General features: G+C 75.6%; 10 protein-coding genes, 1 tRNA gene and 1 riboswitch. Of the genes, 5 read left to right on the plus strand and 6 right to left on the minus strand.

The window, feature by feature from the left end:
- Positions 1 to 440 precede the first annotated feature (440 nt).
- Positions 441 to 2516 (minus strand): asparagine synthase-related protein, encoded by a 2076-nt coding sequence (locus ABZ920_RS22745; protein ID WP_361507904.1) that lies wholly within the window; start codon positions 2514 to 2516, stop codon positions 441 to 443.
- A 679-nt stretch (positions 2517 to 3195) separates the two neighbouring features.
- Here ABZ920_RS22745 and ABZ920_RS22750 point away from each other — a divergent pair.
- The 4 genes from ABZ920_RS22750 to ABZ920_RS22765 all read left to right on the plus strand — a co-directional run bounded on the left by ABZ920_RS22750 (position 3196) and on the right by ABZ920_RS22765 (position 8570).
- A complete protein-coding gene (locus ABZ920_RS22750; RefSeq protein WP_361507907.1) occupies positions 3196 to 4620 on the plus strand; it encodes an MFS transporter in 1425 nt (474 codons plus the stop codon).
- Positions 4621 to 4719: 99 nt separating this feature from the next.
- Positions 4720 to 5940: an L-2-hydroxyglutarate oxidase gene (gene lhgO, locus ABZ920_RS22755; RefSeq protein WP_361508064.1), complete on the plus strand. Its 1221-nt coding sequence runs from the start codon at positions 4720 to 4722 to the stop codon at positions 5938 to 5940.
- 282 nt (positions 5941 to 6222) lie between these two features.
- Positions 6223 to 7152: a tRNA (guanosine(46)-N7)-methyltransferase TrmB gene (gene trmB, locus ABZ920_RS22760; RefSeq protein WP_361507910.1), complete on the plus strand. Its 930-nt coding sequence runs from the start codon at positions 6223 to 6225 to the stop codon at positions 7150 to 7152.
- Positions 7153 to 7214: 62 nt separating this feature from the next.
- Positions 7215 to 8570, plus strand: coding sequence for a PrsW family intramembrane metalloprotease (locus tag ABZ920_RS22765; RefSeq protein WP_361507913.1), 1356 nt, complete (start codon positions 7215 to 7217; stop codon positions 8568 to 8570).
- 397 nt (positions 8571 to 8967) lie between these two features.
- Here ABZ920_RS22765 and ABZ920_RS22770 read toward each other — a convergent pair whose 3' ends face one another.
- The 5 genes from ABZ920_RS22770 to ABZ920_RS22790 all read right to left on the minus strand — a co-directional run bounded on the left by ABZ920_RS22770 (position 8968) and on the right by ABZ920_RS22790 (position 14435).
- The gene (locus ABZ920_RS22770; protein WP_361507916.1) at positions 8968 to 9912 is read right to left on the minus strand and encodes an aldo/keto reductase; all 945 of its coding nucleotides are present in this window, start codon (positions 9910 to 9912) and stop codon (positions 8968 to 8970) included.
- Between the two features lie 127 nt (positions 9913 to 10039).
- Positions 10040 to 11080, minus strand: a complete 1041-nt coding sequence (locus tag ABZ920_RS22775) for a M23 family metallopeptidase (RefSeq protein WP_361507919.1) — start codon at positions 11078 to 11080, stop codon at positions 10040 to 10042.
- 11 nt (positions 11081 to 11091) lie between these two features.
- Positions 11092 to 11247: riboswitch (cyclic di-AMP (ydaO/yuaA leader) on the minus strand.
- Positions 11248 to 11481: 234 nt separating this feature from the next.
- Entirely contained in the window at positions 11482 to 12648 is a 1167-nt protein-coding gene (locus tag ABZ920_RS22780; protein ID WP_361508067.1) for a PP2C family protein-serine/threonine phosphatase, read from the minus strand.
- A gap of 404 nt (positions 12649 to 13052) precedes the next feature.
- Positions 13053 to 13126: transfer RNA gene (locus ABZ920_RS22785), tRNA-Met, on the minus strand.
- Positions 13127 to 13304: 178 nt separating this feature from the next.
- Positions 13305 to 14435: a dihydrofolate reductase family protein gene (locus ABZ920_RS22790; RefSeq protein WP_361507922.1), complete on the minus strand. Its 1131-nt coding sequence runs from the start codon at positions 14433 to 14435 to the stop codon at positions 13305 to 13307.
- Positions 14436 to 14597: 162 nt separating this feature from the next.
- Between ABZ920_RS22790 and ABZ920_RS22795 the strand changes: the two genes are divergently transcribed.
- Complete coding sequence (locus ABZ920_RS22795; protein ID WP_361507925.1) at positions 14598 to 14918, plus strand: hypothetical protein; 321 nt, start codon at positions 14598 to 14600, stop codon at positions 14916 to 14918.
- The last annotated feature ends 391 nt before the right edge of the window (positions 14919 to 15309 follow it).

Here is a 15309-nt window from a genome sequence, read left to right on the forward strand (position 1 = left end):
ACGTGCGCCTCTGCGGTCCGGCAGCCACACCCCCGCCAGCACATCTGCGACGCACGCGCCGGCCAGTGACCGGCCGGCCCGAGACCCGAACCCCGACGCCCCGCCAGCGAGGAGCGCGGAGAGACGGGCCACGGACCGCCGCACACCGCGATCCCTGAGACGTGCGCCTCTGCGGTCCGGCAGCCACACCCCCGCCAGCACATCTGCGACGCACGCGCCGGCCAGTGACCGGCCGGCCCGAGACCCGAACCCCGGCGCCCCGCCAGCGAGGAGCGCGGAGAGACGGGCCGCGGACCGCCGCACACCGCGATCCCTGAGACGTGCGCCTCTGCGGTCCGGCAGCCGCAGTCACATGACTGTCAGCTCACCCGGCGCACCCTCGGACCTCGCGTCCGACCGCGACAAGAGCCTCGGCGACCGATGCGCACCACGGCGGGCCGCTACGCCCCGGACGCCAGCGCCCCCCGCTGCGGGGCGATCCCCGCCGGGACCGCGCGGGCCCGCGCCGGCGTGCCGGTCCAGCAGGTGCCGCGCCGGGCCAGCAGGCGCCGCAGCCACAGTTCGAGGGAGACCAGGTCGGCCAGCCCGTCCAGCGGCAGCGGCTCCCCCTGCGCCGCCGCCCGCAGGGCCTTGCGCACCACACGGGCCTCCACCAGCCCCGCCTCGGCGAGGAGCGGTGTGGCGAAGAGGTCGACCAGGGAGTTCACGGCCACCCGCAGCCCCGTCCGGGCCGCCGCGGCCGACGTGTGGGAGGGCGCGCCCCAGCCGGGCGGCAGCTCCCGCACCCCGGCCCCCTCCAGCACCGTCCGCAGGATCGCCGCCCGCGCCCCCGGCTGCACGCGCAGCGCCTCCGGCAGGGCCCGGCCCGCCCGCACGACCTGGTTGTCGAGGAACGGCATGTGCAGCCGCTGGGAGCGGATCTCGGCGGCCTGCTCCAGGACCCGCAGGTCCGCCGCCTGCCGGGCGAGCACGGCACGTGCCCGGTAGTCGCCGGGACGCTGTCCCGGCCCGACCCCGGAACGGCTGGTCGCCCGCTGCAGCCGAACCGATACTTCAGCCAGCGCCTCTCCGGTCAGCCAGCGTGCCGCGGGCCCGGGTCTGGCCCAGGTGAGCGCGGCGAGGGACGCGCCCACCGCGCCGCCGGGCTCGTCGAAGCCGCGCTGCCGCAGCCGCTCGGCGAGCGTCTCCAGGCCCGCGTGGTACGACGTCCGCGCCAGCCGCCGGGCCGCGCCGTACACGCGCGCGGGGACCATCACCGAACCGTCGGCGCGGGTCAGCGCGGCGACGGGCCGGACGAGGTGGCGCCGCTTGCGGTCCATCAGCAGGTCGGCCAGGCGCGCGGGGTGCGCGTCCAGGACCTCGCGGGCGCCGTACCCGGTGAAGTGGTCCGCGCTGCCGGAGACCAGCCGCGCCCGGTGCCGGGCCGCCGCGACCAGCGAGGGTCCCGGCTCGTCCGTCAGCGGCCCCTCCAGGTCGGCGTAGGGCAGCACCTCCTCGCCGCCCGCCACCACGACGTGGTGCACGCGGGGGCCGGCCGCGATCGCCCCGGCCCGTTCCAGTTCGGCCTCGCGCCCGCCGACGGCCAGGTCGTTGAAGGTGACGGCGAGCAGGCGCTCGCCGGCTCCCGTGCCGTGGCCCAGGAGCGTCCCCGGTCTGCCCGGCAGGCCGGCGGCGAGCAGGGCCAGGGTGCCGGAGGCCGGGCCGCCGGACAGGTCGGCCCCGATGCCCGGCACCGGCATCCCGCGGGCCGCGCGGCGCTCGGCGGGGCCCATGCCCGGCACGGGCCCGGGATCGATGTCGGGGACGTGGCGGGGCGCGGAGAGGCGCACGCGCACGGCCTCCACGAGCGCGTCCCGCACCGCGTCGACCGCGCTGTCCGGGTCGGCCGGGGGCGCCGCGACGGCGAGCGAGGCGACGGGGTCGTACCCCGCCACCTCCCGCGACCCGGTGCGCAGGATCAGCGCGTGGCCGGGCGGGACCCGCCGCACGCCCTCGTACGGCGTCGAGTCGTGCAGGGCGGCCGGGACGTCGGGGGCGGCGAGCAGCGCGGCGAGGTGCGCGAAGTCGAGGTTGGCCTCGACGAGGTCGGCCAGCGGCAGCGCGGCCGTCGCGTACGCGGTGCCGCCGGCCCAGGGGGTGTGGAAGACCGGGCGGGCGCCCGCGAGGTCGCCGCAGACGGTGATGCGCCGGCCCACCTGGACGACGGCCGTGTAGCTGCCCGCCCAGGCGGTCAGGTGCCGCAGGGCACCGCCGCGCGCGGCGAGCAGGCCGACCCTGAGCTCCTCGTCGGAGGCGCCGCAGATGCCGAGGACGGCGATGCGGGTCCGGGCGTCGACGCTCACCAGCCGGATCTCGTCGGGCCGCCAGTCGCCGACGGCCCACAGCGGGTCGGGGTCGCCCCACAGCAGCTGGGAGCCGACCGGCTGCACGGTCTCACCGTCGGGTCCGGTGGCGCCCGCGGAACCGATGCGGGCGGCCCCCGCGGCGGTGCTGCTCCATCCCACCAACCACCGCATCGCCGCCTCCACAGACCGTGGACCACCAGTGCACCGCACGAACAGGGCACCATGCTGCCACGAAGGAGGCGTGCCGGAGCGGAGGCGGCGCCGCCCGTGCCGGACGGCGCGCGCCCTCGCGCGCCTGCTCGAACACGGGTCAACTCCCGCACCGGGCACGGTTGCTGCGACCTGAATGCGCCCCCGGATGCGCTCGTGACGACACCCTGTACGCCCTCAACTCCCCTGGCGAGGAGGGAAATCGACGGCGGGAAGCAGGATCGATTTTCGGCCGAATCGCCGACGAGGGGACAGACGTGCGCACGCTCCGTACATGGTCCGCGCACCGGCGGACAACGCACGGTCCGGGAGGCGGAGTTCGCCTCCCGGACCGTTCCGCCGCCCGCGGGGATGGTGGCGGCGGTGTCCCCCAGCCCACTGGTCCAGCACAGCGGGCCGACCCACGCACCATCATGGAACCGCTCCCCCGGTGGCCGGAGAAGAGCGCACGGGCGGGCGCACGGCCACACGTCGGGAGCGCGCCGCAACCCTGCGTGCTGGGCCCGTACTTCCGTACGGGCCACAATCCCGCCATCCGGAAGAATGCCCCTTAACGCTTGGGATGCGGCGAACTACGCTGGGTTTACGAATGCCGCGTGCTTATGCCATCGCGGCAGCCGTCTGTGTCGAGGGGTGGCGCATGTCCAGGGAGCAACGCGGGCCGAACGAGAAACTCGGCGCCGTTCTCGCCCTCGCGGGCATCAGCAACGCGGGACTCGCCCGACGCGTCAACGACCTCGGCGCCCAGCGGGGGTTGACCCTTCGCTACGACAAGACCTCGGTGGCGCGGTGGGTGTCGAAGGGGATGGTGCCGCAGGGCGCGGCGCCGCACCTCATCGCGGCCGCCATCGGGCAGAAGCTCGGCCGCCCGGTGCCGCTGCACGAGATCGGCCTGGCCGACGCGGACCCCGCGCCCGAGGTCGGCCTCGCCTTCCCCAGGGACGTCAGCCAGGCGGTCCGGTCGGCGACGGAGCTGTACCGGCTGGATCTCGCGGGCCGCAGGGCCGGCTCCGGCGGCATCTGGCAGTCACTGGCCGGCTCGTTCGCGGTGAGCGCCTACGCGACGCCGGCCTCACGGTGGCTGATAACCCCGGCCGACAGCTCGGTGGCGCGCGAGGCCGGTCCGGCGGAGGGCTCGGGCGCACCGATCAAAGTCGGCCACAGCGACGTGCGGAAGCTGCGGGAGGCCGCCGAGGACGCCAGGCGCTGGGACTCCAAGTACGGGGGCGGCGACTGGCGTTCGTCGATGGTGCCCGAGTGCCTGCGGGTGGAGGCCGCTCCGCTGCTGCTCGGTTCGTACTCCGACGAGGTCGGCCGGGCGCTGTTCGGCGCGGCCGCCGAACTGACCCGGCTGGCGGGCTGGATGGCCTTCGACACCGGCCAGCAGGAGGCCGCCCAGCGGTACTACATCCAGGCGCTGCGCCTGGCCCGGGCGGCCGCCGACGTCCCCCTCGGCGGGTACGTGCTGGCGTCCATGTCCCTCCAGGCGACCTACCGCGGCTTCGGCGACGAGGGCGTCGACCTGGCGCAGGCGGCCCTGGAGCGCAACCGCGGCCTGGCCACGGCCCGCACCATGAGCTTCTTCCGCCTCGTCGAGGCCCGCGCGCACGCACGCGCCGGCGACGCGCAGGCGGCCGGCGCCGCGCTGAAGACGGCGGAGGGCTGGCTGGAGCGCTCGCGCGACGGGGACACCGACCCCTCCTGGCTCGGGTTCTACGGCTACGACCGGTTCGCCGCCGACGCCGCCGAGTGCTACCGCGACCTGAAGGCGCCGCGCCAGGTCCGCCGCTTCACCGAGCAGGCGCTGTCGCAGCCGACGGAGGAGTTCGTGCGCTCGCACGGTCTGCGGCTGGTCGTCTCGGCCGTGGCCGAACTGGAGTCGGGCAACCTGGACGCGGCGTGCGAGCAGGGCGTGCGTGCCGTGGAGGTCGCCGGGCGCATCTCGTCCGCCCGGACCACCGAGTACGTCAAGGACCTGCTGCACCGGCTGGAGCCGTACGGCGACGAGCCGCGCGTGGTCGAGCTGCGCGAGCGCGCGCGTCCGCTGCTGATGACGCCGGCCTGACCGGCCCGCCGACACGGCGCCGCGACGCCGGCCGGTCACGGACGCCTCCCGGGTTTGAGGGCATTGTCAGTGGCGCAGTGCACTATCGGAGGCCGGGAGGTGGCGCAGGTGCGGCGGGAGATCGCCTACGACTGTGACGTGCTCGTGATCGGCGGCGGCATCGTCGGTCTGTCGACGGCGTACGCGATCACGCGCGCCGCGCCGGGCACACGGGTCACGGTCCTGGAGAAGGAAGCGGGTCCGGCCCGGCACCAGACCGGGCGCAACAGCGGGGTCATCCACAGCGGGATCTACTACCGCCCGGGCTCGCTGAAGGCGCGGTACGCGGTGCGGGGCGCGGCCGAGATGGTCAAGTTCTGCGCCGAGTACGGCATCGCGCACGCGGTCACCGGCAAGCTGATCGTGGCCACCGGCCGGGAGGAGCTGCCCCGGCTGCACGCGCTGGTGCAGCGCGGCCGGGAGAACGGCATTCCGGTGCGGGAGCTGGGTCCGGCCCAGATCACCGAGTACGAGCCCGAGGTGCGCGGGCTGGCCGCGATCCACGTCGGCACGACGGGGATCTGCGACTTCACCGGCGTCGCCCGGCAGCTCGCCCTGGCCTCGGGCGCGGAGATCCGCTACGGCGCCCGGGTGGTACGGGTGGACCGGCGCCCGGAGCGGGGCGTGGCCGTGCGCACGGCGGACGGTGACGTGGTCCGCGGCCGGGTGCTGGTGAACTGCGCCGGGCTGTACTGCGACGAGGTGGCGCGGCTGACCGGGGACGAGCCCGAGGTGCGGATCGTGCCGTTCCGCGGGGAGTACTACGAGCTGGCGCGGCCGGAGCTGGTGCGGGGGCTGGTGTATCCGGTGCCGGACCCGGCCTTCCCGTTCCTCGGGGTGCACCTGACCCGCGGGATCGACGGGGGCGTGCACATCGGGCCCAACGCGGTGCCGGCGCTGGCGCGCGAGGGGTACGGGTGGGGGGTCGTCCGGCCGCGCGAGCTGGCGGCCACGCTGACGTGGCCCGGCGCCTGGCGGATCGCCCGCCGGCACTGGCGGTACGGGACCGGGGAGCTGCGGCGCTCGGTGTCGAGGGCGGCGTTCACGCGGGCCGTGCGCAGGCTGCTGCCGGCGGTGCGGGAGGACGACCTGGTGGCGGCGCCCGCGGGCGTGCGGGCGCAGGCGGTGCTCCGGGACGGCACCCTGGTGGACGACTTCCTGATCCGGGAGGGCGCCCGGGCGGTGCACGTGCTGAACGCCCCGTCGCCGGCGGCCACGGCGTCCCTGCCGATCGGACGGGAGGTGGCGAGGAGGGCACTGGCCGTGCTGCGGTCCGCGTGACGGGGCCGGACGCGCCCGGGCCCGGCGCCCCCGCCGGCGTGGGCGCGCAGGACGTCCCGGCCCTTCGCCCCGCCGCAGCGGGCGCCGGCGCAGGACGTCCCGGTCCGGCGCCCCCGCCGGGGTGGGCGCCGGCGCAGGACGTCCGGCCCGGCGGGCCGCCGCACTGGGCGCCGACGCAGGACGTCCGGCCCGGCGCCCCGCCGCAGTGGGCGCCGGCGCAGGACCCGGCTCGCCCGGCGGGCCGTCCGGTTCCCGCGCCGTCCCCGTAAAATCGGCTGCACTGTGTCGAACTTCCTGAACACCCCCGACGCCTCCCGGACCGCCCCCGGCGAGCGGCCCGGTCACACCCCCGGCGCGTCCGTCCCGCAGGCCCGGGCCAAGGGGGAGCCGCGCTTCCCCGGCGGGCCCCAGGCCGATCCGGCCGGGTCGCACTTCGAGCGGCGCATCCGCAGCTTCCAGCCGCGGCGCAGCCGCGTGACCACGGGCCAGGCAGACGCGCTGCAGCGGCTGTGGCCCGTCTGGGGGCTGGACATCGACGGGCAGCGGGTGATCGACCCGGCCGAGCTGTTCGGGAACACGAACCCCGTGGTGCTGGAGATCGGCTTCGGCATGGGCGAGGCCACCGCGCGGATGGCGGCGGCGGACCCCGGCACCAACATCCTCGCCGTCGACGTGCACACCCCCGGCCAGGGCAATCTGCTGGCCCTCGCCGAACGGGGAGGCCCGACCGGCCCGGACGGGACCGGAGGCGGAGGCGCGCTGACGAACGTCCGGGTCGCCAACGGCGACGCCATCATCCTGCTCCGGGAGATGCTCGCCCCGGACGCGCTCGACGGACTGCGCGTCTACTTCCCCGACCCCTGGCCCAAGAAGCGGCACCACAAGCGGCGGCTGATCCAGCCCGAGTTCCTGACCCTGGCCGCGTCCCGGCTGCGCCCCGGCGCCCTGGTCCACCTCGCCACCGACTGGGAGCCGTACGCCGAGCAGATGCTCGAGGTGCTGTCCGCGCACCCGGCCTTCGAGAACACGCAGGCCGACGGCGGTTTCGCGCCCCGGCCCGGCTTCCGGCCGCTGACCCGTTTCGAGGCCCAGGGGCTGGAGAAGGGCCATGTGGTGAACGACCTCCTCTTCCGCCGCGTACCGCACGGGAGCCGGCCGCGGCCCCAGCGCCCGTCGGACCGGCCCTCCACCGAGCGCCCCGACCGCGGCTGACCGGTCCTCGCCGCACGAGGTCCTGTCGCCGGGGGGCGCCCCACCTCGTTAGGGTCGATGCCGTGGCCACCTGTCCCCCGTACCCGACGTCCCCCAGCGGCCCGGTCGGCGGCGCGCCGCGGCACGCGCACTGGTGGCAGCGCCGGTGGGTGCGGTACGGCGCCCCGGCCGCCCTGCTCGCGCTGTCCGGGCTGGTCATCCTCGCCCTCGTCCGCGAGCAGACCGGCACCGAGGGGTTCCTCGTCGGGCTGGGGCTCGCCGTCCTGCCCGTACCGCTGCTCATGGCCGCCTTCCGCTGGCTGGACCGGGTGGAGCCCGGCCCCTGGCGGAACCTGCTGTTCGCCTTCGCCTGGGGTGCCTGCGCGGCCGCGCTCATCGCGATCGTCGCCAACAGCTTCGCGACGCACTGGATCGCCACGGCGACCGCCGACCCGTCGGGCGCGGACACCCTGGGGGCGACCGTGATAGCGCCGGTCGTGGAGGAGTCCGCGAAGGCCACCGCGCTGCTGCTGGTCTTCGTCTTCCGCAGACGGGACTTCACCGGCATCGTCGACGGGGTGGTGATAGCCGGGGTCACCGCCACCGGCTTCGCTTTCACCGAGAACATCCTGTACCTCGGGACCGCCTTCGGCACCGATCAGCTCTCCGGCGAGCCGGGCCTGCCCTCCGTCACCGCGGCGACCTTCTTCGTGCGCATCGTCATGTCGCCGTTCGCGCATCCGCTGTTCACCGTCATGGCCGGCATCGGCTTTGGCATGTCCGCCCTCCTCGCCGACCACCAGCGCGTGCGGCGGGCGCTGCTGCCGCCGGCCGGGCTGCTGCTCGCGATGGGCATGCACGCGATGTGGAACGGCTCCGCGTCCTTCGGCGGCTACGGATTCCTCGCCGTGTACGCCGCCTTCATGCTGCCCGCCTTCGGGCTGCTGACCTGGCTGGTGGTGTGGACGCGGCAGCGGGAGCTGCGGACCGTGCGGGAGGAGCTGCCGGCCTACGCGGCCGCCGGATGGCTGTCGCCGGCCGAACCGTACGCCCTGGGCTCCATGCGGGCGCGCCGGCTGGCCCGGGACCACGCGCGGCGCCACGCCGGGAGGGCGGCGGCCCGGGCCGTCGCCCAGTACGAGGCGTACGCGACGTCGCTGGCCTTCCTGCGGCGCCGGGGGCGCCGGGGCCGGGCCGGCGCCGACTTCGTCCCGCGGGAGCAGGAACTGCTGTGGGAGCTGTGGCGGCGCCGGGACGTGGCCGGGCCCGCCCTGGACCACGCGGCGCGCCGGACGGCGCCGCCGGTGCGGGTGGCTCCGCCGCCGTGGCCGCTGCACGGGGCGTACGGGCCGCCCTACCAGGTGTACCGCCAGCCGTCGGCCCACCGGCCGTACGGTCCGGCGGCGCCGTACCCGGCGCACAACCCGTACCGGTCCTGAGGCCCGGCCGGGGCGAAGCACGCCGGCGGGCCTCCTGCCGGGCCGGGCGGGCGGACCGGCGGGCGAGCCACCGCGCCCGGACACACGGCGACCGCACCCGCGTCGCGTCGCAGGACCGCGCCCGGGCACCGGCCAGGGCACCCGCGTGGCAGGCGCACCCCGGCGGGCGGTTCACCGCATCCGAGGACCGGCGACGGCACCCGCTGGGGAGGCAGGCCACGGCGGGCGAGTCACCGCACCCGCGGACCGGCGACCGCACCCCTCGTCGCAGGCAGGCCACGGCGGGCGAGTCACCGCACCCGCGGACCGGCGACCGCACCCCGCGTCGCAGGCAGGCCACGGCGGGCACGGACGACCGCGCCCGGGGGCCGGTGACCGCGCCCGCTCGGGGGTGCGCCTAGGCCGACGCCTCGTCCAGCTTCGCGATCTCCTGGCCGGACAGCGCCAGCTCCGCCACTCCCACCAGCGCGGGCAGCTGCTCCACGGTGCGCGCCGAGGCGATCGGGGCCGCCACCGTCGGCTGCGCGGCCAGCCAGGCCAGGGCGACCGTCGCGACGGGGACGTCGTGGGCCGCGGCGATCTCGTCGAGGGCGGTGAGGACCTTGCGGCCCCGCTCGCTCTCCAGGTGCTTGCCGGCGCCCTGGGCCCGTGGGCTGTCCACCGTCGCGCCGGGGCGGTACTTGCCGGTCAGGAAGCCGGAGGCCAGCGCGTAGTACGGGACGGCGGCCAGGCCGGAGCGCTCGGCGAGGTCGCGGAGCGGTCCCTCGTAGGTGTCGCGTGAGACCAGGTTGTAGTGGGGCTGCAGCGCCACGTACCGGGCCAGGCCCTCGCGCTCGGAGAAGTCGAGGGACGCGCGCAGGCGCTCGGCGGAGATGTTCGAGGCGGCGATGTGGCGGACCTTGCCCGCCGTCACCAGGTCGTCGAGGGCGCCGATGATCTCCTCGACCGGCACCTCCGGCTTGTCGAAGTGGGTGTAGTACAGGTCGATGTGGTCGGTGCCCAGGCGCCGCAGGGAGGCGTCGGCCGCGGCCTTGATGTTGGCGGCGGTCAGCCCCTGGAAGTCGGGGTGCTGGCTGACCTTGGTGGCGATGACCACGTCGGAGCGGTTGCCGCGTTCCTTGATCCACTTGCCGACGATGGTCTCCGACTCGCCGCCGCTGTTGCCCTCCACCCAGGCCGAGTAGGAGTCGGCGGTGTCGATGAAGTTGCCGCCGGCGGCCGCGTAGGCGTCGAGGACGGCGAAGGACTGCGCCTCGTCGGCGGTCCAGCCGAAGACGTTGCCGCCGAGGGCGAGCGGGAAGACCTCGAGGTCGGACGTACCCAGCTTGCGTAGAGAAGTCATGTCCAGTGTCAACGCACGTTCCGGAGCGCTCAATTCCGGATCCGCTGCAAAAGGTGGGCAAACACCTGACCGGCGGTCCTGACGTCGGGGGGACGTCGTCAGGACCGCCGGGGCCGGGAAGCGGCTGTCAGGGGGTGAGGCCCTTGTCGCGCAGCCACGCCGCCGGGTCGATGCCGGTGGCCTGGCCCCCGGGGTGGACCTCGAAGTGCAGGTGCGGTCCGGTGACGTTGCCCGTGGCGCCCACGCGGCCGATCACGTCGCCGGTGGCGACCTTCTGCCCGACGCTCGCGCTGATCGACGACTGGTGGCAGAACCACAGCTCAGTGCCGTCGTCGAGGGTGAGGATGGTGCGGTAGCCGTACGCGCCGGCCCAGCCGGCCTCGGTGATGGTGCCGCCGTGCACGGCCTTGATGAGGGTGCCCGTGGGCGCGGCGAAGTCCAGCCCGGTGTGGTAGCCGGAGGACCACATGGAACCGGCCTGGCCGAAGGCCGAGGTCAGGGTGTACGAGGAGGTGGGGAGCGTGTACTGCGCGGCCAGCCGGGCCAGGCGCTCGGCCTCGGCCTTCTTCGCGGCCTCCTGCTCCGCCTCCTTCTCCGCGGCGGCGGCCTTGGCCTCGGCCTCCTTCACCGCCTTGGCGGCGGCCTCCTCCGCCTGCCGGGCGGCGGCGGCGGCCGCGGCCTGCTGGGCCTTCGTGTCGACCTGGACCTGCTGCTGCTCGGCCTGGGCCATGATCCGGTTGCGCAGGGCCTCGCCCGCGTCGGAGGACCCCTGCGCCGAGTCGGCGGCGCTGGTGGTGAGGCTGCTGAGCGCGGTCGCGGAGCCCTGGGCCGCCGGTGCGGAGCCCTCGTCGTCGAAGAGGGTGCCCACGGAGGGCAGATCGGGCATGGAGATCGACACCGGCGGCTTGCCGGTCTGGGCGCTGGCCATGCCGCCCGCGCCCACGGCGGCGATGACGCCGACGCCGAGGACGGTGGAGCTGCGGGCGAGCCCGCCGCCGCGCTGCTTGGTGACGCGATGCCGGCCACGGACCGGGCGGACGGAGTCCGCGGTGGGGTTCCACTCCTCCCACGGGCCCTCGTCGGGGATGCGGCTGCCGTACCCGAAGGTGTCGGTGCTGTTCCCGCCGGTGTGGAACGGGGCCTGGGGGGCAGGCGGGTTGGACGCCACGCGGGCGCGCTCCTTTCCTTCCGTTCGCCTACCGGGTTAGCTGACGGGTTCGGAGCGGGAAGGTCTCCTACGCGCGTATACCGCCCGTTCGACACGGCGGACTACGCTCGACTCACCCCAGGTTGGTGGTTCCCCGGTTCCCTGACGGGATTCGGCGCGTGCGCACGGAGCCGTCTCGGGTGACGGCTGGGACGACCGCGCTGCGTTATCGAACGTTAATAGACCCGGGCCGTGGATTCCAAGCCGTTCGGCTTGATCGTTAAACCCAATTGGCGCGGAGAATCTGGCCGACGGGGGTCAAATACGGGCGAGTCGGCCAACCTCCGTGTGCACATGCCGCCTGACGATATGTCAGCCGTTGTGCGCGCGGAGACGGCACGCTCACCCACGGTGACGCGGCGTCAGGACCGCCGTACGGCCAGCAGGGCCATGTCGTCCGACAGGCCGTCCCCCGTGTGCCGGCGCACCTCCGCCGCGAGGGTGTCCAGCAGGGCGTGCGGGTCCCGGAAGGCCCGTCCGGCCAGGCGCTGCTCGGGGTCGTAGAAGCGGCCCCGTTCGTCGCGGGCCTCGGACAGTCCGTCGGTGTGCAGGAGGAGGGTCGCCCCGGCGGGGAAGCGGGTCTCCTCCGCACGGCCGGGCCGGACGCCGAGGTCCTCCAGGCCGAGCGGCAGCGCGGGCTCGGCGGCGAGCAGCGGACGCACGGTGCCGTCGGCGTGCAGCAGGAGCGGCGGCGGATGACCGCGGTTGACGATCCTCACCACCGCCCGGTCGTGCGGGATCTCGGCGAGGACGGCCGTGGTGAAGTCCTCGCACGCGTCGGGCCCGCCGCGCCGCGCGTCCTCGCGGGCCAGCGCCCGCTCCAGCCGGCCCGCCACCCCCTCCAGCGTGGCCTCCTGCTCGGCGGCCTCCCGGAACGCCCCGAGGACCACGGCCACGGCCGCCACCGCCCCCATCCCCTTGCCGCGCACGTCGCCGACGACGAGCCGCACGCCGTACGGGGTGTCCTGCACGGCGTACAGGTCCCCGCCGATGAACGCGTCCGCCTGCGCCGCCTCGTAGCAGGCCGCGACGTCCAGCCCGCCGATCCGCCCGGCCGGCTCCGGCAGCACCGCGCGCTGGGCGGCCTCGGCGATCTCGTGGGCGGAGGCCAGCCGCTCGTGGCCGCGGCGCACGAGGAGGTTGATGAGCACGGCCAGCACCGCGACGGTCGCCACGGTGACCAGTTCGGTGAACGCCTCGACGCGCCGTACGGCACCGGTGCCGAGGTGCACCGCGAGCACGACGGCGACCGCCGCCGCCCCGGTGAGCGCGGTGGCCCGCCGGGACAGCAGCGGCGCGGCGACCAGGGGCGCGGCCGTCAGGAGCGGGGCCGCGGTGACGTCGGTGGGGGCGAGGCAGTCGAAGCAGGCGCCGACGGCGAGCAGCAGCGCCGGGAGCAGCCGGGTGAGGGCACGGGCGTACGGGATCCGCCGCCGCCCGCCCGCACCGGGCGGAACGGGAGCGGCAGCACTGTCCCCGGCTGCCGGACCGGGCGCGGGGCCGCCGGGTGGCCGGCCGCCGGCTCCGATGCCGTGGGAGGCGCCGGGTGAGGAACCGCGCGGGGCGGCGGGGGCGGCGGGGTGAGGGCTGACCGCGGGTGGGCCGTTGTGCGGGGCGGCGTCTCCGTCACCGGGCTGCCGGCCGCCGTGCCCGCGCCCGGTCGCCCCACCGGCGTCACCGGGTCTGAGGGCGTACGGCCGCTCGTCCTCCACCTCACCTGGCCGCACCACTCGTCTCCTGCCGCACGCGCCGAACGCCGGTCTCGCCCGTCCAGGTTTCCCGGAGCCGGCGCGGGGGGCGAGTTGGTGGGGGCCGACCGGATGAACCGGACGATCGAGTGTGACGCAGCACACGGACACACACCGGGACCGCGGGCTGCCGGAAAGCACTCAGGGCCGGAATCCTGGAACGGATTCCGGCCCTGAGCCTTCAGTAGCGGGGACAGGATTTGAACCTGCGACCTCTGGGTTATGAGCCCAGCGAGCTACCGAGCTGCTCCACCCCGCGTCGTTGTGCTTTGAGTGTACGGCATGCGCAGGACAGATGGCCAATCGCTTCCCGGGCCGCGTGTCCGCCGCCGGTACCGGTGACGGGAAACCCCTGGTGATCGGGCGACGGGTGAGCCCCTCGGTACCGGCCCGAGGGAACCCTCACCGCGGCCGGGAACGCCCACCGGTGCCCCCGCTCAGCCCAGCAGGTGCCGGTTCGGCGCCTTGGCCCGCTCCTCGTACTCCGGCAGCACGACCGTCTCCGCGCCCCCGGCCGCCAGCACCCCGGCCCCGTCGGCCGCCTCGACGAACGTGTCCGGCTCCCGCCAGGCCGTCACCACCCGACGCACCCCCGCGTCGAGGATCAGCCGGGCGCAGGGACGGGGCCGGGAGGCCCGCCGCGCGCAGGGCTCCAGGCTGCTGTACACGGTGGCGCCGGGCAGCCGCGGGTCGGCGCCGTCCACCTTCGCCAGCGCGGCCTCCTCCGCGTGCACCACCGGGTCACCGCCCTCGCGGGAGTACCCGCGCGCCAGCTCCGTGCCGTCGGCGGCCACCACCAGCGCGCCCACGCTGAACGCGGTCGCCGACGGCGGGCATCGCTCCGCCAGCTCGCACGCCATGCGCAGCCAGTGCCGGTCCGCGGGCGAGGCGAGGCGTCCGCTGCCGGGAGCCGTCGGCTCGTACCGCATGAGCACGACGTCCCCGATGGCCCGTGTCTCCACCAGCCGCAGCCGCCCGCCCTGGTAGGCCCCCGGCCCGAACAGCCGCGGCGCCCCGGGATCGCCCACGAACAGCGGGGCCAGGACGAGCTGCAGTTCGTCCGCGAGCTGCTGCTGGATCAGCTGGGTGTGGACGATGCCGCCGCCCTCGACCATCAGCCGCCGCACCCCGCGCTCGTCGTGCAGGTGTTCCAGCAGCCGCCGCCAGTCCACCTCCGGGCCCAGCGGCACGACGTCGGCGGCGATGCCGGCCTCGCACGCCCGCTCCGCGCCCCGGTCGGTGGTGTAGACGACCTTCTCCCCGCCGGTGTGCCAGAAGAGCGCCCCCGGGTCCAGGTCGCCCGAGGTGCTGACCGTGACCTTCAGCGGGTACTCCGGCCGGCCGGCGGCGACCCGGGCGGCCCGCCGCCCGGGCGAGTTGACCAGCAGCCGCGGGTTGTCGGTGCGCAGGGTGCCGGCGCCGATCAGGATGGCGTCGACGGAGGCCCTCACCTCGTCGACCCGGTCGAAGTCGGCGGGGCCGGAGAGCACCAGCCGCTCGGGGCCGGTGTCGTCCAGGTAGCCGTCCAGGGAGACGGCGGCGGACAGCAGGACGTACGGGTGGGGCATCGACGCACTCTCTCTCGGAGCCGGACCGGCTGCTTGCACTGCTCCATCCTGTCGGTCACCGCCGGGACACCGGAACGCCGGGCCGGGCACGGCAGGCCGCACGGGGTTCCACCACCGCTCGCGTGAGCCGTACGTCTGCATCCAGGGCGAGAACAGCATCCAGTGCAACCCCGACGTGCTGGGCAGCATGACCTGGATGAACATCGTGGCCGGCTCCGTGGCCATCACCCCCTGGCCGCCAACACGCCCACCAGCTCGACCGTTTCCGGGCTGAACGTCACGGGCCAGGTCCTGCGGGCCTTCACCGGCATCGCCAACCCCGCCCCCGGCTTCACGTCCAACAACCTCGGCGTCACCGGCACCGGCTGCAGCAACCCCACCAGCAGCGGCCTGACGGTCTGGGCGACCCGCCAGAACCTGACCCCCATCACGGTGACCTGGATGGTCATCGACCTGAACGCGTATGGGAGTCGGCCCGTATGACGACCGAGATGGCGCCCTTCCTGGATTCCCCGGCCCGGTGCAGCTGGTCGCGGTCTGCCACACGCCCGGCTGCCCGTCGAGGGCGAGGAGTGCCACGGCACGTAACTACCCGGCCGGCGACTTCGGCCCGCCCCGCTGCATGGGCCAGTGCGGCCGGTGCATGCAGCCGATCACCGACCTGCGCCACCCGCCCGCCGGCCTTCCGGCCCCCGAGCCGGAGCCGGAGGACCCGCCGGCCCCCGCGCCGGTCCCCGTGCAGCCGACGCCCCCCGGCGACACCTCGTCCGGCTGATCCCCGCGCTCCTACCCGCCACCTCACAAGGAGATCCGCGTGGCCATCACGCAGACAGCGCCCGGCAAGGTGCAGCAGCCGCCCGTCTGCTGCAACGAG

The organism is Streptomyces sp. NPDC046831 (assembly GCF_040645305.1).
In the GTDB taxonomy this organism is placed as follows: Bacteria; Actinomycetota; Actinomycetes; order Streptomycetales; family Streptomycetaceae; genus Streptomyces.